The organism is Nonomuraea helvata (genome assembly GCF_039535785.1).
GTDB classification, from domain to species: Bacteria; Actinomycetota; Actinomycetes; order Streptosporangiales; family Streptosporangiaceae; genus Nonomuraea; species Nonomuraea helvata.
This window is the reverse complement of record NZ_BAAAXV010000011.1, coordinates 178,248-196,019: the sequence shown is the minus strand read 5'-3', so window position 1 is coordinate 196,019 and position 17,772 is coordinate 178,248. Positions and strand designations below refer to the sequence as shown.

At 69.7% G+C, this 17,772-nt stretch carries 21 protein-coding genes; 14 read left to right on the top strand and 7 right to left on the bottom strand.

Annotated elements, in window-relative coordinates; all coding sequences use genetic code 11:
• Positions 1 to 14 precede the first annotated feature (14 nt).
• Positions 15 to 932 (bottom strand): LLM class F420-dependent oxidoreductase, encoded by a 918-nt coding sequence (locus ABD830_RS48825; RefSeq protein ID WP_345002434.1) that lies wholly within the window; start codon positions 930 to 932, stop codon positions 15 to 17.
• A 145-nt stretch (positions 933 to 1,077) separates the two neighbouring features.
• On the opposite strand from ABD830_RS48825, the gene ABD830_RS48820 reads away from it, so the two are divergent.
• The 5 genes from ABD830_RS48820 (at position 1,078) to ABD830_RS48800 (ending at position 5,222) form a co-directional block, all read left to right on the top strand.
• Complete coding sequence (locus tag ABD830_RS48820) at positions 1,078 to 2,064, top strand: glycoside hydrolase family 18 protein (RefSeq protein ID WP_345002433.1); 987 nt, start codon at positions 1,078 to 1,080, stop codon at positions 2,062 to 2,064.
• Between the two features lie 49 nt (positions 2,065 to 2,113).
• Complete coding sequence (locus ABD830_RS48815; RefSeq protein ID WP_345002432.1) at positions 2,114 to 3,235, top strand: sensor histidine kinase; 1,122 nt, start codon at positions 2,114 to 2,116, stop codon at positions 3,233 to 3,235.
• Positions 3,235 to 4,323, top strand: a complete 1,089-nt coding sequence (locus ABD830_RS48810) for a sensor histidine kinase (RefSeq protein WP_345002431.1) — start codon at positions 3,235 to 3,237, stop codon at positions 4,321 to 4,323. Before ABD830_RS48815 ends, ABD830_RS48810 begins: the two co-directional genes overlap by 1 nt.
• On the top strand, positions 4,320 to 4,919 hold the full coding sequence (locus ABD830_RS48805; RefSeq protein ID WP_345002430.1) for a response regulator transcription factor: 600 nt from the start codon (positions 4,320 to 4,322) through the stop codon (positions 4,917 to 4,919). Before ABD830_RS48810 ends, ABD830_RS48805 begins: the two co-directional genes overlap by 4 nt.
• A gap of 123 nt (positions 4,920 to 5,042) precedes the next feature.
• Entirely contained in the window at positions 5,043 to 5,222 is a 180-nt protein-coding gene (locus ABD830_RS48800; protein ID WP_345002429.1) for a hypothetical protein, read from the top strand.
• 63 nt (positions 5,223 to 5,285) lie between these two features.
• On the opposite strand, the gene ABD830_RS48795 is transcribed toward ABD830_RS48800, so the two are convergent.
• Genes ABD830_RS48795 through ABD830_RS48785 form a run of 3 tightly spaced genes read right to left on the bottom strand, consistent with a single transcriptional unit; the run spans position 5,286 to position 9,119 of the window.
• Complete coding sequence (locus tag ABD830_RS48795) at positions 5,286 to 5,768, bottom strand: NUDIX domain-containing protein (RefSeq protein WP_345002428.1); 483 nt, start codon at positions 5,766 to 5,768, stop codon at positions 5,286 to 5,288.
• A 48-nt stretch (positions 5,769 to 5,816) separates the two neighbouring features.
• On the bottom strand, positions 5,817 to 7,067 hold the full coding sequence (locus ABD830_RS48790; RefSeq protein WP_345002427.1) for a class I SAM-dependent RNA methyltransferase: 1,251 nt from the start codon (positions 7,065 to 7,067) through the stop codon (positions 5,817 to 5,819).
• Positions 7,068 to 7,076: 9 nt separating this feature from the next.
• Entirely contained in the window at positions 7,077 to 9,119 is a 2,043-nt protein-coding gene (locus ABD830_RS48785) for an APC family permease (RefSeq protein ID WP_345002426.1), read from the bottom strand.
• A gap of 102 nt (positions 9,120 to 9,221) precedes the next feature.
• Between ABD830_RS48785 and ABD830_RS48780 the strand changes: the two genes are divergently transcribed.
• Both ABD830_RS48780 and ABD830_RS48775 read left to right on the top strand, forming a co-directional pair.
• Positions 9,222 to 9,887, top strand: coding sequence for a potassium channel family protein (locus ABD830_RS48780; RefSeq protein WP_345002425.1), 666 nt, complete (start codon positions 9,222 to 9,224; stop codon positions 9,885 to 9,887).
• On the top strand, positions 9,887 to 10,546 hold the full coding sequence (locus ABD830_RS48775; RefSeq protein WP_345002424.1) for a potassium channel family protein: 660 nt from the start codon (positions 9,887 to 9,889) through the stop codon (positions 10,544 to 10,546). Before ABD830_RS48780 ends, ABD830_RS48775 begins: the two co-directional genes overlap by 1 nt.
• Before the next feature lie 363 nt (positions 10,547 to 10,909).
• On the opposite strand, the gene ABD830_RS48770 is transcribed toward ABD830_RS48775, so the two are convergent.
• Positions 10,910 to 11,185: a DUF397 domain-containing protein gene (locus ABD830_RS48770; RefSeq protein ID WP_345002423.1), complete on the bottom strand. Its 276-nt coding sequence runs from the start codon at positions 11,183 to 11,185 to the stop codon at positions 10,910 to 10,912.
• Positions 11,186 to 12,040, bottom strand: coding sequence for a helix-turn-helix domain-containing protein (locus ABD830_RS48765; RefSeq protein ID WP_345002422.1), 855 nt, complete (start codon positions 12,038 to 12,040; stop codon positions 11,186 to 11,188).
• Between the two features lie 233 nt (positions 12,041 to 12,273).
• Here ABD830_RS48765 and ABD830_RS48760 point away from each other — a divergent pair, with 233 nt between their 5' ends.
• The 7 genes from ABD830_RS48760 (at position 12,274) to ABD830_RS48730 (ending at position 17,321) form a co-directional block, all read left to right on the top strand.
• On the top strand, positions 12,274 to 12,726 hold the full coding sequence (locus tag ABD830_RS48760) for an ATP-binding protein (protein ID WP_345002421.1): 453 nt from the start codon (positions 12,274 to 12,276) through the stop codon (positions 12,724 to 12,726).
• A 63-nt stretch (positions 12,727 to 12,789) separates the two neighbouring features.
• On the top strand, positions 12,790 to 13,317 hold the full coding sequence (locus ABD830_RS48755) for a GNAT family N-acetyltransferase (protein WP_345002420.1): 528 nt from the start codon (positions 12,790 to 12,792) through the stop codon (positions 13,315 to 13,317).
• Positions 13,318 to 13,714: 397 nt separating this feature from the next.
• Positions 13,715 to 14,038: a hypothetical protein gene (locus tag ABD830_RS48750; protein ID WP_345002419.1), complete on the top strand. Its 324-nt coding sequence runs from the start codon at positions 13,715 to 13,717 to the stop codon at positions 14,036 to 14,038.
• 76 nt (positions 14,039 to 14,114) lie between these two features.
• Positions 14,115 to 14,630: a MauE/DoxX family redox-associated membrane protein gene (locus tag ABD830_RS48745; RefSeq protein ID WP_345002418.1), complete on the top strand. Its 516-nt coding sequence runs from the start codon at positions 14,115 to 14,117 to the stop codon at positions 14,628 to 14,630.
• Positions 14,627 to 15,166 (top strand): TlpA family protein disulfide reductase, encoded by a 540-nt coding sequence (locus tag ABD830_RS48740; protein ID WP_345002417.1) that lies wholly within the window; start codon positions 14,627 to 14,629, stop codon positions 15,164 to 15,166. The genes ABD830_RS48745 and ABD830_RS48740 overlap by 4 nt, the downstream gene beginning before the upstream one ends.
• Positions 15,163 to 16,962, top strand: a complete 1,800-nt coding sequence (locus tag ABD830_RS48735; RefSeq protein ID WP_345002416.1) for an ABC transporter ATP-binding protein — start codon at positions 15,163 to 15,165, stop codon at positions 16,960 to 16,962. The genes ABD830_RS48740 and ABD830_RS48735 overlap by 4 nt, the downstream gene beginning before the upstream one ends.
• 8 nt (positions 16,963 to 16,970) lie before the next feature.
• Positions 16,971 to 17,321: a S26 family signal peptidase gene (locus tag ABD830_RS48730; RefSeq protein WP_345002415.1), complete on the top strand. Its 351-nt coding sequence runs from the start codon at positions 16,971 to 16,973 to the stop codon at positions 17,319 to 17,321.
• A 212-nt stretch (positions 17,322 to 17,533) separates the two neighbouring features.
• Here the strand turns inward: ABD830_RS48730 and ABD830_RS48725 are convergent, their stop codons facing one another.
• Positions 17,534 to 17,752, bottom strand: a complete 219-nt coding sequence (locus ABD830_RS48725; RefSeq protein WP_345002414.1) for a hypothetical protein — start codon at positions 17,750 to 17,752, stop codon at positions 17,534 to 17,536.
• Positions 17,753 to 17,772: the final 20 nt, after the last annotated feature.

Here is a 17,772-nt window from a genome sequence, read left to right as displayed (position 1 = left end):
GCGCCGCCATTCGATTACCGGACGTGCGGGAGCACCTCGGCGGCGATCAGCTCCAGGTGCTCCAGGTCCGACAGATCCAGGATCTGCAGGTAGACGTGCTCGGCGCCCAGCTCCGCGAACTTCCCGATCTTCTCCAGCACCTCGGCCGGGGTGCCGGCCAGGCCGTTCTCCCGCAGTGTGTCGGGGTTCTCGCCGACGGCGGCGGCGCGCCGCTCGATCTCGGCCCGGTCGCGGCCCACGATGGTGGTCTGCGCCACCGAGTAGACCAGGCTGCGCCCGGCCGCTTCGCCGGCCTCGCGCACCCGGCCGAAGCCCTCGGCCGTGTCGGACAGCGTGCGGAACGGCAGGTTGTACTCGTCCGCGTACGTCGCCGCCAGCCGCGGAGTGCGCTTGGCGCCGAAACCGCCGATGATGATCGGCGGCCTGGGGCTCTGCACCGGCTTGGGCAGCGCGGGAGAGTCGGCGACCCGGTAGTAGCTGCCCTCGAAGGAGTAGCCCTTCTCCGCGGTCCACAGGCCCGTGATGATCTCGAGCTGCTCCTCGAACCGCCCGAACCGCTCGTGCTGCGGCGGGAACGGGATGCCGTACGCCGCGTGCTCATTGTCGAACCAGCCGGTGCCGAAGCCCAGCTCGACCCGGCCGCCGCTCATCTGGTCGACCTGCGCGACACTGATCGCCAAGGGCCCGGGCATCCGGAACGTGGCCGGTGTCACCAGAGTGCCGAGGCGGATCCTCGAGGTCTCCCTGGCCAGGCCGGCAAGGGTGATCCACGCGTCGGTGGAGCCGGCCCCCGGGTCGCCGGGGCCGATGCGCATGTAGTGGTCGGAACGGAAGAAAGCGTCGAAACCCAGCCGTTCGGTGGCCTGGGCGACGGTGAGCAGGTCGTCATATGTCGCGCCCTGCTGGGGCTCGGTGAAGATCCGCAGCTTCATGACGCCATTATGCGTACACAACGGACGCGTGCCGGAAAAGCCCCGCCCGGAGCCCCGCGAGCTTGCTAGCGTTCCGGGCAACGCCGCTACGTAGCCGACTGACCACACGGGGTTGCCTATGCCACGGCACACGAGGGAGCCGGGCATGCTCCCGCGCCCGCTCTCGATCCTCGGCGCGCTCGCGCTCACCGGGGTCACCGGCATGGCCTGGCGCATGCTCCCGGCGGACGCCAGCCCCGCACCGAAGCCGCCGCCGGTGGTGAGGCACTCCCCTGCCGTCTCGCCACCGGTGGCAGACGAGCCGCCCGCCGGCTTCGTCGAATTCGTCGACACCGCCCGCGAACCCGGTTTCGACCTGCCCAAGGAGTCCCGGCGCACCGGCGTGCGCCACTACGCGCTCGGCCACCTCGTGGCGGGCGACGACGGCTGCGTGCCCAAGTGGCACGGCCCGTCCGACTCCGACCCGCTCGACCCCAGCAAGAACCCGGTGGCCAACCGGATCGGCCGGCTCCGGGCCCTGGGCGGCGACGCCGCGCCCGTGTTCGGCGGCCCCGACGGGCGGGAGCTGGCCGACACCTGCACCAGGCCCGGCGGGCTGGCCTCCGCCTACCGCAGGGTGGTGGGGGCGTTCGACGCCGGCACCGTCGACTTCGAGGTCCACGACAGCGACGACAGGGCCGCCGTGCTGCGCCGGGCGCGGGCCATCTACGCCATGCAGCGCGAACGGCCGCTCCAGGTCAGCTTCACCCTGCCGGTGGGACAGGACGGGCTGGACGCGGACGACGTGGCGATGCTGCGCGCCACCCGCCAGGCGGGCGCCGAGATCGGCACCGTCAACCTCCTGGCCGAGATCGAGCAGCGCGGCTCCGCCGACGGCCGCCTGCAGCGGATGGCGGAGTCCGTGCTGGCCGCGCGGGACCAGATCGCGCAGGCCCAGGGGCTGGCCGACCCCGACGAGGCGTGGGAGCGCATCGCGCTGACCCCCGTGCTGACGGACTCGGGCGACCTGAACGAGATCGACGCCCGCACGCTGACCGCGTACGCCGCCCGCCACGGGCTGGCCTGGCTGTCGCTGCGCGGAGTCGCTCCGAAACCCGACGTGTCACGAATTCTTTGGCGCACCCCTCCCTGAAGATAGGATTTCCGGGACCGATGAGGTTCCGGCAGCAGGGGGAGACGTGATGGCGGCGCGTCCGGAGACGGCGCGAAAGCTCCTGCTCTACTGGATGGACGCCGCGGTCGGCCTGTTAGGCCTGCTGATGGTGACCCTCACGCTGGTGCACGCCACGGCCGGCCGGATCTCCCCCCTCAACGCGACGACCACCATCGTCTGCCTGCTCGGGTTCTTCGGGCTCTTCCCCTTCCTGCTCAGGGACGCCTATGACGCCAGGCCGGACCGTCCCACGCCCAAGCTGCTGATCGCGACGGTGTTCGCGGCGGTCGCGGTCGCGCTGGTGCCCCACCAGCCGCTGCAGGACACACCTAGCTGGCTGGAGATGGGGGTGCTCTGGCTGTCGGCCGCGGCGCTCTACGTCCCGCTGGCCGTGACCTTCTGCCTGGGCGTGGGTGTGGTCGGCCTGGTCAGCGGCTACATCGTGGCGATCAGCGACCGGACCTGGCCGGATGTGCTGATCCCCGAGGCGATCAGCGCCGTCGTGATGACCGCCGCGATGCTGCTCTGGCGCTGGCTCTGGTGGACGATCAGGGACGCCCACGACAGCAAGGAGGCCAAGGCCCGGCTGGCGGTGTCGGAAGAGCGGCTGCGCTTCGCCCGCGACCTGCACGACCTGCTCGGGCACAGCCTGTCGGTCATCTCGCTGAAGAGCGAGCTGGCCGCCAAGCTGGCGACCAAGGACGCCGAGCGGGCGGCCGACGAGATGGGCCAGGTGCACCGGCTGGCCGGCGACGCGCTGACCGAGGTGCAGCAGGCGGTGCACGGATACCGGACGCTCGACCTGGACGAGGAGCTGACCGGCGCGCGGGCCGCGCTCGAGGCGGCGGGCGCCCGCTGCCTGATCGACGCCAGGGCGGACAACCTGTCGCCGTCCGCCAGGACGCTGCTGGCATGGGCGGTCCGCGAAGGGGCCACCAACGTGCTGAAGCACAGCACCGCCACCCGCTGCGCGATCACCATCGACGGCGGCGTGCTCGAGATGCTCAACGACGGAGTGCCCGAGCAGCCGCCCGTCCCCGGCAACGGCCTGCGCGGCCTGTCGGAGCGGCTGGCCACGGCGGGCGGGTCGTTCTCCGCGGAGCCCACCCCGAGCGGGGAGTTCCTGCTGCGCGCGGAGGTGCCGACGTGATGCGGCGCGCGACGAAGCTCGACAAGCTCCGCTGGCTGATCGTCTACTCCACCGACGGCATCATGCTGGCCGCCCTCATCGGCTACTACGACCTGTACCTCCGCTGGCAACTGGGGGTGCCCCTGCCGGTCGTCGTGACCGGCGCCGTCCTGCTGCTGATCTTCAACGTGCTGGCGACCCGGCCGCACCGGATCGCCATAAGAGGCGGCGCACGTCCGACGGCGATCCTGGCGGTGGCCGGGATCATCGGCCTGGTCCTCGCCGTCACCGGGCTCATGTGGGCCGTCCCGGCGTGGCTGGCGGCGTTGGCGCCGTTCGTGCGCAGGCGCACCGTCGTCGTCGCGTCGGTGCTGACCGTCGTGGCCTTCAACCTCTACATGGGGCTGCTGGGCGCGAACGTGCTCGGGCTGCTCCTGGTGCAGACGCTGCTGACCGTCATCAGCGTGGGCGGCATGCTGGCCAACCTGTGGCTGTGGGGGGTGGCCAAGGAGGCCTACGAAGGGCAGGAGGCGCGGTCCAGGCTGGCGGTGTCGGAGGAGCGGCTGCGCTTCGCCCACGACCTCAACTCGCTGCTCGGACAGAGCCTCCTCGACATCGCGACTCGCACGGAGAACGCCTCACACGCGCTGCCCGCCGACGCCCGCGCGGCCGCCGACGAGATGTTCGCGGTACGCGACCTGGCCAGGCAGTCGCTGCGCGAGGTGCGCTCGGTCGTGCAGAGCTACCGGGCCGTCGATCTGGACGAGATGCTGGCCAGCGTGCGCGCGGTGCTGGAGGCGGCGGACGTACGGTGTACCGTGCAGGCCGAGACCGGCTCGCTGCCGCCGGAGGCTCGCACGCTGCTCGCCACGGTCGTGCGCGAGGGCGCGACGAACGTGCTCAAGCACAGCAATGCCGAACGCTGCACGATCACGATCGAGGACGGAGTGCTGGAGATGTCCAACGACGGGCTGAGCGGCCCGGTGGGCGAGCACGCGCCCAACGGCCTGGCGGGCCTGGCCCAGCGCGTGCGCGCGGCGGGCGGCACCCTGGAGGCCGCGCCGACGCCCGAGGGCCGCTACCTGCTGCGGGCGGCGGTGCCGGCATGACGACCCGGGTGCTGCTGGCGGACGACGAGCACCTGATCAGAGGCGCCATCGCGGCCCTGCTCGACCTCGAGGAAGGCATCGAGGTCGTCGCCCAGGTGGGCAGGGGCGACGAGGTCGCGGCCGCCGTGACCGAGCACCGGCCCGACGTGGCCGTGCTCGACATCGAGATGCCCGGCATGGACGGCCTCAGCGCGGCCGAGCGGATCAGCTCCCAATGCAAGATCATCATCCTGACGAGCCTGGGCCGCCCCGGCTACCTGCGCAGGGCCATGGCGGCGGGCGTGAGCGGCTTCCTCGGCAAGGACGCCTCGGCGGAGGAGCTGGCCATGGCGATCCGCAAGGTGCAGGCCGGGGGCCGCTACCTCGACGCCGAGCTGGCCGCGGCGGCGATGGCCGCCGGGGACAGCCCGCTCACCGAGCGCGAGCGCGACGCGCTCCGGCTGGCCGGCGACGGGGCCACGATCTCGCGGATCGCGGCCGAGCTGCATCTGACCGAGGGCACCGTACGCAACTACCTGTCGAGCGCGATGACCAAGCTCAACGCGCAGAACCGCCTGGAGGCCATCCGGACCGCCCAGCGCATGGGCTGGCTCTGAGGTCAAGCTCAGCCGCACCCCGGCCCCGGAGGGTTCCGGCGTGGGCCGCCTGACCTGCAGCTCAAGAGCCGCACCAAGTCGGGTCTCAGACGAGCCCAAGAGGCGGGGTGTTGCATGAGCGCCATGAGAAACATGTTTGCGGCCCGGGGTGTGCGCCGGGCACTGGCTCTGGCCCTTCTGTCCATCACCACGCTGCTCACGATCGGCGTGGCGAGCAGTCCTGCTTACGCGTGGAACCCAGCGGACGACGGCTGGTACAAATGCCACATCGACGGCGTGTGGATGTGGTGCAAGGTCCTTTAGTGCAAGCGAGAAGCCGCCCTCCCCGCACGGGGAGGGCGGCTTCTTTGCGTCGTACTCGTCAGGCTACAGAGCGGCGGCTGCCGAGCCCTGCGGGCCGGTGGCGGTCTGCTGGATCAGGAGCCTGTGCGACTCCTGCACCCCCTCGGGGAGGTCGTACGGCGAAAACCATTTCGCCTCCAGGATCTCGACGGAGTCGATCGTGAGCGTGCCGCCGGCGAGCTCGGCCTCGTAGACCGCCTCCACGCGCAGCCGGTATCCGCTCTTGAGGAGCAGGAGACGCCCCACCTTGACGTGGAGGCCGGTCTCTTCGCGCACCTCGCGGACGACGGTGTCCTCGAAGCGCTCGGACTTGTTGACGTAGCCGGACGGGCATCCCCACTGCCGGTCCGGGGGCCACATGCGGTGCCGCAGGAGGAGCACGCGCCCTTCGCTGTCACGGACGATGCCGGTCACGCCGACCATGAACTTGGCGTGCCACAGCCACAGCAGCCGCCACTGAAGCGGGCCGCGGATGAGCCGCCACAGGCGAGCGACGAGGTTCTTCACCGTGTTCCCTTCGGTTCATCCGCGGCCCGCCTGGCGAATCGTCATGAGCTACGCTCTGACCAGCAGCGCCACGCACTCCACATGGTGGGTCATCGGGAAGGCATCAAAGGCCCGCAGATCAGACAGCTGGTAACCGCGCTCCGCCAGCCAGGCGAGATCGCGCGCCAGTGTGGCCGGGTCGCACGACACGTACACGATGCGCAGCGCATCCAGCGAGGCGACCCGCTCCACCACCTCGCGTCCCAGCCCGGCCCGGGGCGGGTCCACCACCACGAGGTCCGCGCGCTCGATCTGGAAGCGGTCCAGCGCCTCCTCGACCCGCCCCCGCTCCACCCGGGCCTGCGGCAGGTCACGGAGGTTGGCGCGGGCGTCGCGTACGGCCGCCGCGTCAGACTCCAGGCCGAACACCGCTCCGGACGACCCCACGGCTTCGGCCAGCCCGGCCGCGAACAGCCCCACCCCGCAGTAGAGGTCGAGCGCCCACTCCCCCGGCTCCGGCGCCGCGTACGCCAGCACCGCGTCCACCAGCGTCTCGGCGGCGCCCGGATGCACCTGCCAGAAGCCGCTCCCCGCCACCCGGAACTCCCGGTCGCCCACCTGCTCACGCAGCACCCCGGAGCCGCGCCGCGGCACCGTACGGCCCTTGCCCTCGTCGAGCAGGATCGAGGCGGGCGCGTCGAGCTCGGGCACCGTCACACTTCGCCGCGGTTTGGGGGAGATCACCACGGCACGGTCGCCGGCGGAGGACGCGATGACCTCGACGCCGGACGCCCCCGGCCAGGAGCGCTGCTCGGCCCCGACCGCCTCCACCTCGGGATGTGCGATCAGGCAGGCGTCCACGACCTCGATCTCGTGTGACCGGTGCCGGCGGAAGCCCAGCTCGCCGCTGGGCCGGGCGGCGAACTGCACCCGTGTACGCCAGCCGAGCCCGTCCTTGGCGCCCGGCACCTCCTCCACCACGACCTCGCGCGAGATGCCCGCGAGCCGCTGCAACTGCTCGGCCACGACCTGCGCCTTGAGCCGCCGCTGCGCCTCCACCGTGGCGTGCTGCCAGTCGCAGCCGCCGCACCGCCCTGGGCCCGCGTACGGGCAGGGCGGCACCACCCGGTCGGGCGAGGCCTCCAGGATCTCCACGGCGTCGGCGCGCAGGAACCGGGCGGTCTCCTCGGTGACGCGGGCGATGACGCGCTCGCCGGGCAAGGCGTGCCGGACGAACACCACGCGCCCGTCGTGGCGCGCCACACACCAGCCGCCGTGCGCGACCGGACCTACCGTCAGCTCGAGAGATTCCTGTTCCACATGGACACCCTATGCCCGGAGCCGCTCCTCATCTTTGAGGGCCTGGTGCCAGGGCCGGCGCACGGACCCGGGGGCGAACGGCTCGGGCCTGCCCTTGAGCCGGTCGGAGGAGTGCAGCTGCCAGGGCACGCTCGTCACCATGACCCCCGGCTTGAACAGCAGCCGCGCCTTCAGCCTGAGCGCGCTCTGGTTGTGCAGCAGGTGCTCCCACCAGCGGCCGACCACGTACTCGGGGATGAACACGGTCACCACGTCGCGCGGCGAGCCGCGCCGCAGGGTCTTGACGTAGTCGAGGATGGGCTGGGTGATCTCGCGGTACGGCGAGTCGAGCATCTTGAGCGGCACCGGGATGCCCCGCCGCTCCCACTCCTCCTGCAGCTTGCGCGCCTCCTCGCCCTCGACGCCCACCGTGACGGCCTCCAGCGTGGACGGCCTGGTGGCACGGGCGTACGCGAGCGCGCGCAGGGTCGGCTTGTGGATCTTCGAGACGAGCACGATCGCGTGGTTGCGCGCGGGCAGCATGGTCGGCTCGTAGTCCTCGGTGACCTCGAGCTCGGCGGCCACGTTGTCGTAGTGGCGCCTGATGCCCTTCATCATGAGGAAGAGTATCGGCATCGCCAGGCACACGATCCACGCCCCGACCAGGAACTTCGTCAGCAGCACGACCACCAGCACGAGCCCCGTCATGATGCCGCCGAAGAAGTTGATCACTCGGGAGCGGTGCATCTGGTGGCGCACCTTGGGGTCGGTCTCGGTCTTCAGGTGGCGGGTCCAGTGGATGACCATGCCGGTCTGGCTGAGCGTGAACGAGACGAAGACGCCGACGATGTAGAGGTTCAGCAGCCGGCTGACGTCCGCCTGGAACCCCCACAGCAGCAGGCACGCGCCCGCCGCCAGGATGATGATGCCGTTGGAGAAGGCCAGCCGGTCGCCGCGGGTGTGCAGCTGGCGCGGCAGGTAACGGTCCTGCGCCAGGATCGAGCCGAGCACCGGGAAGCCGTTGAACGCGGTGTTGGCCGCCAGGAAGAGGATCAGCGCCGTCACCGCCGAGATCACCACGAACGGCAGCGACCCGCCGCCGAACACCGCGTCGGCCACCTGGGAGATGATCGGCTGCTGGTAGTAGCCGGGGCCGACGGGGGTGCCGTCGGGCAGGCGCAGGTCCTCCGCGACCACGGACGGCTCGGCCACCTTCACTCCGGAGGCCAGGCCGAGCGCGATGATGCCGCCGAACATGGTGATCGCGACCAGGCCCATCATCAGCAGCGTGGTGGCGGCGTTCTTGCTCTTCGGCTTCCTGAACGCGGGCACGCCGTTGCTGATGGCCTCGACCCCCGTCAGGGCGGCGCAGCCGGAGGAGAACGCCCGCAGGATCAGGAACGCGGCGGCGAAGGTGGCGAGGTTGGTCTGCTCGGGCTCGATGGTGAAGTGGGCGCTCGGCGCCTGAAGCTGATCGCCCAGCACCAGCAGCCGGAACCCGCCCCAGGCGATCAGGAGCAGCACGGCGATCATGAACGCGTACGTCGGGATGGCGAAGGCGACGCCGGATTCACGAATCCCACGCAGGTTGACCACGGTGAGCAGAACGACGATGACGATGGCGATGGCGGGCTTGTGCTCGCCCACGAGCGGGATGGTGGCGCCGACGTAGTCGACGCCGTTGGCGACGGACACCGCGACGGTCAGCACGTAGTCGACCATGAGCGCGCTGGCGACGGTGAGCCCGGCGTTCTTGCCGAGGTTGGTGGTCGCCACCTCGTAGTCACCGCCGCCGCTGGGATAGGCGTGCACGTTCTGCCGGTACGACGCCACGACCGTGAGCATCACGACCACGACGGCGATCGCGACCCACGGGCTGTATGTATAGAAGGAGACTCCGGCCAGTGACAGGATGACCAGGATCTCCTGAGGCGCATACGCCACAGAAGAGAGCGCGTCGCTCGCGAAAACCGGTAGTGCTATCCGTTTAGGCAGGAGTTGCTCGTGGAGCTGCCCGCTTCGTAGGGCACGTCCCACGAGCAAGCGTTTGACAAGATCCGTTACCTTCGCCACGTAACCTGATGCTAGCCCCATGCCGAGGTCCTCAACGAGGCGCTCCCCCCTCGGGCCATACTGGTGTCCAGCAACCGGCCGACCGCGAACATGCGGGGGGAAATGCATATAGTGATCATGGGGTGTGGCCGGGTCGGCTCGACTCTCGCCCACATCCTCGAAGACAGCGGCCATTCCGTCGCCATCATCGACCGCGACCCGCAGGCGTTTCGGCGGCTGCGCGCCGGATTCCGGGGGCGGCGGGTGACCGGCATCGGCTTCGATCGCGACGTGCTCACCGAGGCCGGCATCGAGTCCGCCGCCGCGTACGTCGCGGTCTCCAGCGGCGACAACTCCAACATCATCTCCGCCCGCGTGGCCCGCGAGACGTTCGGCGTGGACAACGTGGTCGCCCGCATCTACGACCCCCGCCGGGCCGAGGTCTACCAGCGGCTGGGCATCCCCACGGTGGCGACCGTCCGCTGGACGGCCGACCAGATCATGCGGCGCATCCTGCCCGAGGGCGCCGAGCCCCTCTGGCGCGACCCCACGGGCACCGTCATCCTGGCCGAGGTCACCGCGCACTCCGACTGGATCGGCACCCGCGTCGTCGACCTCGAATCACGCGTACGCACGCGCGTCGCCTTCATCAACCGCATGGGCGAGGCCCTGACCATCACGGACGACTCCGTGGTGCAGGAGGGCGACGTGCTGCACGTGATCGCCGCGGAGAACGACATGGACCGCGTCAACAAGGTGCTCGCCGCGGCACCGGAAGAGGAGGAGTGATGCGCGTCGCCATCGCCGGCGCAGGCGCCGTCGGCCGCTCCATCGCCGCCGAGCTCCTGGAGAACGGCCACGAGGTCCTGCTCATCGACATCGACCCCCGAGCCATCAAGATCGACAGCGTGCCGCGCGCCGAGTGGCTGCTCGCCGACGCCTGCGAGATCGCCTCCCTGGACGAGGCCGGGCTCAACAACTGCCACGTCGTGGTCGCCTCCTCCGGCGACGACAAGGTCAACCTGGTCGTCTCCCTGCTGGCCAAGACCGAGTACGGCGTGCCGCGCGTGGTGGCCCGCATCAACCACCCCAACAACGAGTGGCTCTTCAACGAGTCGTGGGGCGTGGACGTGGCCGTCTCCACCCCGCGCCTGCTGAGCGCGCTGGTGGAGGAGGCGGTCAGCGTCGGCGACCTCGTCCGCCTGATGACCTTCCGCCAGGGCCAGGCCAACCTGGTGGAGCTCACGCTGGCGGAGGACGCGCCGGTCGTGGGCCAGCGAGCGGGCTCCGTCCCCTGGCCGGTGGACGCCGCCCTGGTGGCGATCCTCAGGGAGGGCCGGGTCCTGGTACCGACGGCGGACGACCCGCTGGAGGCGGGGGACGAACTGCTGTTCGTGGCCAATCAGGAGGTCGAGCAGGAACTCGCCCACCTCCTCTCCCAGCACTAGCCGGAACGCCACGGAGCCCTGGGGCCAAAGGCAAGGTCCTCGCATTGGGGGCGCTATGCGCCATGCGAACACTCGGGCCCTGCCTCCCAGGGGCTCCGCCCCTTCGACCCCCCGGACAACCCCGCTCGCTCCGCTCGCCGCCCCCACCCGTTGCCTGGTTACCGGGTGGGCCTGCTGGAGCCCACCCGAAACCCGCTCGCTTCACTCGCCGGCCTCCACCCCGCTGCCTAGTGCTCTGACCAGAAGCCCTGCCGGAAACACGGCAGTCCGCCGAGATAGCCGGTTAGGGAGAGTCGCTGATGGCAGGGACCGCGTAATCACCTTTGACCAGGAGGCAGCGGCCCTCAGCCTCACTGACGGAGGCTAAATGAGATCGTCGAACTCCCCGTCCTTGATCCCTCCGAAGAACGCTTCAAGCTCAGAGCGGGTAAAGGCCAGAACGGGTCCTGCCGGGTTCTCGCTGTCGCGAAAGAGCACAAGAGGTCCTCGCTCGGCCTTGTGAGGAGCATCGGCCGGTGCGGCATCGGCCACCGCGACCTCCACACAGCCGTTGCCTCCGTCACTGCGCCGACTCTTCCGCCAGGTGAGGGTGGAGGGGTCGATTGGATTCATGTGCATGGCTTGCTGGTCCTCTTCCATCTACAGGCGTCCAACCATTTCTGAGATCAACTCTGCCGAGTCGTCTGGGCTGAGCGCCATCGCACGCACTTGGTCAAAGGCGAGGCTATAGGAGTGAACCTCACTGTCATCCTCGATCCACAGGCTACTCGTCATGGTCTCGATGTAGACCACGTCAGGGTCGTACACCTCAGGAAACGACAGGATCGAGAACGGGGTGTTGGCGCCGGGATGGGCGCCGACGGAGCAGGTGAGGATCTGGATCGTGACGTTGGGCAACTCTGACATCCGGATCAACGACTCGCACTGGGCTTTCATCACCTCCGAGCCGCCGACCAGACGTTTGAGCGCTGCTTCATCCAGGACCATCCAGATACCAAGTGGGTTGTCCCGGCAGAGGATCTTCTGGCGGGTCATACGGATCTCAACCCGGCGGTCAACTTCGGAAGCGGGCGCAAACGGCATGAGAGTCGCCCGGATGACGGCACGTGCGTAGTCCTCTGTTTGCAGCAGTCCGTGGATGAGGGTTTGCGAGAAGCACCTGATGTCGGCGGCCTCGGATTCGAGGCCGATGTAGTTCGCGTAGTCGGTCGAGATCGACTCATACGTTTCCCACCAACCACGCCGCATGGCTGTCCGCGCAAGCTCGTGGAGCGCCTCACGTTTTGCGGCTGGCACCTCGTAGAGGTCGCAGAGCGCCGTGAGGTCACCGGTCCGCACCCCGACTTGTGCTGTCTCGATGCGGCTTACCTTGCTGACGGACCATCCGAGCCGCTCTCCTACCTGCTCTCCGGTGAGTCCGGAGCGCTCGCGTAGAAGGCGGAGTTCTCCCGCGAGTCTGCGTCGGCGGAGAGTGGGGCCTCGCCCACCAGCCATCGTCGGGCCCTCCTTCAAGCACGTGGCTCTCTAGTGTTCCGCACGTGCTCTTCCTCTGCACCAGAAGTCCCAGAGAGAACGCCGATGCAAATTTGCAGTTTCACTTGCAGAGGCCAGCGGATGGCGTCAAGCTTCGATTACATCCAGTGACGAGTCGAACACGACAGATCCGACCCGCCCAGGCCCGAGATCGCGACCCGCGTACAACCGGACGGAACTGAGGAGGCGACGTTATGAACGAAGAGTTCCTGGCCGAGTTGGTGTTCCCGGGCGAGCGTCGTTCGGTATCCGCAGCTCGTCACTGCGTCAGGGGCATTCTCAAGGCAGCGGGCCATCGGTGCGTCGACGACGCCCTGCTCATAGTCAGCGAACTGGTGGGGAACGCCATCTTGCACACCGTCTCGGGACTGACAGGCGGGTTGATCACCGTGGCCGTCCGGCAGATCGGTGACGCCATGGCCCGCATTGACGTGATCGATCAAGGAGGGCTGACGGTGCCACGTATGCGTCAGCCAAGTGATACGGAGTGCTCGGGGCGGGGCCTGCACATAGTCGGCGAGACAGCGATCCGCTGGGGCGTACACGACGACGCGCTTGGCGGCAGAACGGTGTGGGCAGAAGTACTCATCACGCAAGACGCCTCGGCGGCCTCCATGAGCGCCTCACTATGCGAGACGGAGGCCTGATGCCCGCGAGCGCCCTCGCATAGGCTGCCATCTCATCCGACGCACCGCGACGAGGATCAGCCCATGCGTAGCAGCACCAGGATCCGCCTGATCGAGCCCACCGACGCCGCCCCGATAGCTGCGCATCGGGTGCGGGACTTCGAGGCTTTCCGACCGTGGGAACCGGCCCAGCCGGCCGACTTCTTCACCCCGGAGGGCCAGGCGGCGCGGATCGACAGCCTGCTGGCCGGATACCGGGCCGGCTCGGTCTGGCCGGGAGTGGTGCTCGCCGACGACCAGGTGATCGGGCAGATCACCGTCGGAAACATCCTGCCGCAGCCGCATCTGCGCCGCGGCTCCGTCGGATACTGGATCGCCAGCGTCGCCCAGAATCAAGGGCACGCCGGGCACGCCGTCGGGCTTGTACTCCGGGTGATGACGGACGAACTCGGGTTGCACCGCGCCGAGGCGTCCACCAATCTGGAGAATCTGCCGTCGCAGCGGGTGCTGCGCCGCAACGGGTTCAGCCCGTACGGCGTCGCGCACTCCTCGATCTTTCTCGACGGGGGCTGGCGGGACGGGCTGCTGTGGGAGCGGATCCTCGGCGACTAACCTCGCCGTTTCGGTAGAGATGAGGCCGGAAGCGGCGAGGAAATACGAAAGTGCCTTCTGAACTGGGGCGATGAACCTTGTCGAGGGGTTCGCACTCAGGCCGCTGCGACCGCGTGACACCGCGCACGATCCAGGTCCAACCGTCACCGATCTCGCGCATCTCATCGATCCGGTGGCGGCGCAGGTAGGCCCGGTTGGCGCGCGAGGAGTAGGCCTTGTCGCCATGCAACCGGATCGGCCGGGGTACACGGCCGGCCAGGGCCCAGGCGAGCCACCCGGATGGCCTCCAGCAGCGGGATGAACTGCGGCGCATCACCCCGCTCGGAGACCGGCGCACACGCGAATTCCTCTGATCTCAGCTCCGTACAGGCCTTTAGATCTTCATTGATCAAGGATCTTGACTCTTGATCAAATTCAGGGCAGCTTTGTCGATGCCAGCCAGAGGAGGCAAAAGTACGGTGTTCTGGCCAAAGCGGACGATGCGGCACTTGCCGTGGCCGTGGCGTCGAGATCACTGATCTTCTGGTCGGTGTCCGCGATGTTGGTCACGGAAGGAGTTGGAATGAAGCGAATCGTGCAGCGAGCGGGAGAGCGGCTCGTCGGGATGGTGCTGCCGAAGGTGGAAGCCGGTGCATGTGTGCCGGAGCACGGCGTATGTTGCAAGAGGGGTTATCGCTACAACTGCTACGGCATCTGCACCGAGAGGGTGTCCACCTGCTGACCACACACTGACCGGAGCGGCCGGCGGGGACGCCACCTCGCGCCCCGCCGGCCACCGTATCGGCCCGGAGGCTGCCGTGCTCGACCTGCTTGCTCGCGTGCTGCTCGCCGTCGTCTTCTTCGCGGCGGTCGTCGGGAAGACGCGTTCCCGGCAGGGGTTCGCCGAGTTCCGCGACTCGGTCGCGGCGATCGGGCCACGGTGGCTGTCCGCCGGGCCGGCCGCCGGCGCGGTCGTCGCGGGGGAGGCCGCCACCGTGGTGCTGCTCGCCGTCCCCGGCACGCGGCTGGCCGGTTACGCCCTCGCGGCCGTGCTCCTCATCGTGTTCTGTGCCGTCATCGCCCGTGCGGTCCTCGCCAGGCAGTTCGTGCGCTGCCAGTGCTTCGGCGCGGGCGGTGGCCTGCTCGGCCCGCAGCACCTCGTCCGCAACGGCCTGCTGGTCGCCGTCGCCGTCATCGGTGCGCTCGCCGGTGGCGTGCCCACGTCCGCTCAGGCCACGCTGGTCGCCCTGGTCACCGGAGCGTTCCTCGGCCTGCTCACGACCCGCTGGGAGGACGTCGCGTTCCTCCTCGTTCCCACCGGGAGGAAGCGTTGATCCTTCTCACCACCGCCGTCGTCCTGGTTGCTGTCGTTGTTGCGGTGCACCTGCTGTTCACGTTCGCGCTGGTCGCCAGGGTCCGCGAGCTGCAACAGCACGGCAGCGCCCCTGCCCGCAACACGCATGTGCCGAGGCCCGGCACGGTCGTCCGCCCGTTCTCGGTCACCGACACCGACGGCGCCACGATCACCGAGGCCGACCTCGACGGCCCGGTCCAGGTCGGGTTCTTCCAGGTCGGCTGCGGGCCGTGCCGGATGCTGTCCGACGCGCTCGTCACCGCCCCGCCGGCCGCCCGGTTCGTGTCCATCGTGGACGGTGACCCGGCCGCCCCCGAGGCCACCGCGCAACTGGTCGCCAAGCTCGGTGTCCTCGGCCGGGTCGCGGTGATCGGCGTCGACGACCCCGTGCTGACCGCGTTCGAGGTCGTCGCGTTCCCGGCGCTGCTGCACACGCACAGCGGCGTGGTGACCGCGTCCGGCAGCCGGCTCGACGACTTCGCGGACGCCACCGGCGCCCCGGCGAAGGTGGCATGACCCGATCGGCCTTCCGCGTGGGCGTGGCGGCGCTCGCGCTGCCGTTCCGGTCCGCGCCGTTGACCGCCACCACCACTCTGACGCTCACCGTGGTCGCGGGTGCCGCGCCCGCGACCGGGGCATGGCTGACGAGGCTGCTGGTCGACGAGCTCACCTCGGGTGTGGCGAGCACGGGCCGGGCGGTGTTCCTCGCCATCGCCTCGGCGATCGCCGGCGGGCTCGCCATCGCCCTGCTCTACCTCGCCGGCCACCTCGGTGAAGTGGTCCGGCACCGGGTCACGCTGACCGTGGAGAGCCGGCTGTTCCAGCGGGTCGCCACCCTGCCGGGACTGCGGCACATCGAAGATCCCGCGTTCCACGACCGGCTGCGGCTCGCCGAGCAGGCCGCGCAGGAAGCGCCCGGCACAGTCTCGCAGTTCGCGCAGGAGCTGGTCCGCTCACTGGTGCTGCTCACCGGCTTCGCGGGTGCGTTGCTGGTGGTATGGCCGCCGATGACCCTGCTGCTGCTCGCATCGGTGCTGGTCGCCGTGCTCGCCAGGCTGGCGACCGCGCGGCGCGAGGCGGCCACCGAGGAGGCCTGGGTGGCCACCGACCGACGCCGCCTGTTCTACCGGGCACTGCTCACCGATGTGCGTGCCGCCAAGGAGATCCGGCTGTTCGGCCTCGGCACGCTGCTGCACACCAGGATGATCGAGTCGCTGGCGTCGGTCTCGCACGCACGGCTGTCCGCGGCACGCAGGGGCACACTGGTGCAGAGCGGGCTCGCGCTGCTCGGCGCCGTGGTCACCGGGATAGGCACGGTCGTGGTCGCCACGAACGTCGTCACCGGTGGCTCGTCGGTCGGCGACTTGGTGCTGTTCCTCGGTGCGGTGGCCGGCGTGCAGACCGGGCTGTCCGCCGTGGTGCTCCAACTCGGCGAGGCCGGCCGCGCGGTGCGGCTGTTCGGGCACTACCTCGACGTCCTCGACACCGAAGACGACCTGCGGGCCGGTACGGGAACGCCGCCTTCACCGGCGACCATCGAGTTGCGGGACGTCTGGTTCCGCTACGGCGAGGGTGGTCCGTGGGTGCTGCGCGGGGTGAACCTGACCATCCCCGCCGGCGCCGCCGTGGGACTCGTCGGCGTCAACGGCGCGGGCAAGAGCACACTGGTGAAACTGCTGTGCCGGTTCTACGACCCGCAGCGCGGCACGATCACCTGGGGTGGCGTGGACATCCGCGAGCTGGACGTCGCGGCACTGCGCGCGCGGATCGGTGTGGTGTTCCAGGAGTTCATGACCTACGACCTGACCGCGGCCGAGAACATCGGCATCGGGCAGGTCCACCACCTCGACGACCGGTCGCGGATCGTCGCGGCCGCGCGGGCGGCACGTGCCGACGACACGGTGGCGGCACTGCCCAACGGCTACGACACCGTGCTGTCCAGGACACACACCGACGACGGCGATCGGACCGGTGTGACGCTGTCCGGCGGGCAGTGGCAGCGGGTGGCCCTGGCCCGCTGCCTGATGCGCACCGACGCCGAGCTGATCGTGCTCGACGAGCCGACCTCGGGGCTGGACGCCGAGGGTGAGCACCGCGTGCACAGCACCCTGCGCCGGCACGCCGAGGGCCGTACCCGGCTGCTGATCTCCCATCGGATGTCCGCGCTGCGCGGCGCGGAACTGATCGTCACGCTTGTCGACGGCCGGATCGCCGAGCGGGGCAGTCACGACGAACTGATGGACGCGGGCGGCGAGTACGCCCGGCTGTTCCGCCTCCAGGCCGACGGCTACCAGGATGCGAGGGTGCGATGATCGGGTGGATGAGGGTGATCGTGCAGGGCAACAGCATGTCGCCCACCCTGCGGGACGGCCAGCGCCTGTTCGCGCGGCGGCTGCGCCGGGACCCTCGGCGCGGCGAGGTGATCGTGTTCCGGGTGGTGGACGAGCAGTTGCCGCATCGGATCAAGCGGGTCGTCGCGGTCACCGGCGACCCGCTGCCGGGCTGGCTCGTCCCAGCGCTGCCGGGCGTGTCACACGTGCCGGCCGGGCAGGTCGCGGTGGCCGGGGACAACACAACACGCTCGCAGGACTCCCGCCAGCTGGGTCTGATCGACTGCCGCGACATCCTCGGCACCGTATGGGGCGCGTCACCTCGGTCGATCAGTTGGTGACGAGGACCGAGAACTACGTCCGATGATCTGACCTGCGAGCCTCCGATGTGAAAGCCCCCACGAAGACATCGCCTTTCCCCGGCTGAGAGGCGGAGCGTATCGAGTGGGTTTGGGCTGGAAAGCGGGCACCCGTTCCTGGGTGAGGTGGGGTGTGGCTCGAGCCTGAACTGCCTGAAGAAGATGTGCGAGGGCCCACCTACGGCAGCCGGCGCTCAGTTGGTCGAATGGGCGGTGTGCGGGTCATTCGTGTCAGCGCAGGACGTGGCGACCCTCTGCGGCACAAGGAAGACCCCCTCCGGCATGAAGAACACGTCGATGCCCCGCATCGCCTCCGCGCTCCCTCCGCACAAAGCCGGATCCGGCCCGGCCCAGTCGTCATCGGCTATCGCGGGCCCGGCTGACAGGAGCAGGCCTACAGCGGTCACGGTCATGATGGCGCTTCTGTACATGG

What these genes read in the sequence shown, in the direction of transcription:
- ABD830_RS48815 (WP_345002432.1), top strand. Translation starts at nt 2,114, where the DNA reads ATGGCGGCGCGTCCGGAGACGGCGCGAAAGCTCCTGCTCTACTGGATG.
- ABD830_RS48820 (WP_345002433.1), top strand. Translation starts at nt 1,078, where the DNA reads ATGCTCCCGCGCCCGCTCTCGATCCTCGGCGCGCTCGCGCTCACCGGG.
- ABD830_RS48775 (WP_345002424.1), top strand. Translation starts at nt 9,887, where the DNA reads ATGCGCGTCGCCATCGCCGGCGCAGGCGCCGTCGGCCGCTCCATCGCC.
- ABD830_RS48760 (WP_345002421.1), top strand. Translation starts at nt 12,274, where the DNA reads ATGAACGAAGAGTTCCTGGCCGAGTTGGTGTTCCCGGGCGAGCGTCGT.
- ABD830_RS48780 (WP_345002425.1), top strand. Translation starts at nt 9,222, where the DNA reads ATGCATATAGTGATCATGGGGTGTGGCCGGGTCGGCTCGACTCTCGCC.
- ABD830_RS48810 (WP_345002431.1), top strand. Translation starts at nt 3,235, where the DNA reads ATGCGGCGCGCGACGAAGCTCGACAAGCTCCGCTGGCTGATCGTCTAC.
- ABD830_RS48725 (WP_345002414.1), bottom strand. Translation starts at nt 17,752, where the DNA reads ATGACCGTGACCGCTGTAGGCCTGCTCCTGTCAGCCGGGCCCGCGATA.
- ABD830_RS48735 (WP_345002416.1), top strand. Translation starts at nt 15,163, where the DNA reads ATGACCCGATCGGCCTTCCGCGTGGGCGTGGCGGCGCTCGCGCTGCCG.
- ABD830_RS48800 (WP_345002429.1), top strand. Translation starts at nt 5,043, where the DNA reads ATGAGAAACATGTTTGCGGCCCGGGGTGTGCGCCGGGCACTGGCTCTG.
- ABD830_RS48730 (WP_345002415.1), top strand. Translation starts at nt 16,971, where the DNA reads ATGAGGGTGATCGTGCAGGGCAACAGCATGTCGCCCACCCTGCGGGAC.
- ABD830_RS48770 (WP_345002423.1), bottom strand. Translation starts at nt 11,185, where the DNA reads ATGGAAGAGGACCAGCAAGCCATGCACATGAATCCAATCGACCCCTCC.
- ABD830_RS48765 (WP_345002422.1), bottom strand. Translation starts at nt 12,040, where the DNA reads ATGGCTGGTGGGCGAGGCCCCACTCTCCGCCGACGCAGACTCGCGGGA.
- ABD830_RS48755 (WP_345002420.1), top strand. Translation starts at nt 12,790, where the DNA reads ATGCGTAGCAGCACCAGGATCCGCCTGATCGAGCCCACCGACGCCGCC.
- ABD830_RS48825 (WP_345002434.1), bottom strand. Translation starts at nt 932, where the DNA reads ATGAAGCTGCGGATCTTCACCGAGCCCCAGCAGGGCGCGACATATGAC.
- ABD830_RS48805 (WP_345002430.1), top strand. Translation starts at nt 4,320, where the DNA reads ATGACGACCCGGGTGCTGCTGGCGGACGACGAGCACCTGATCAGAGGC.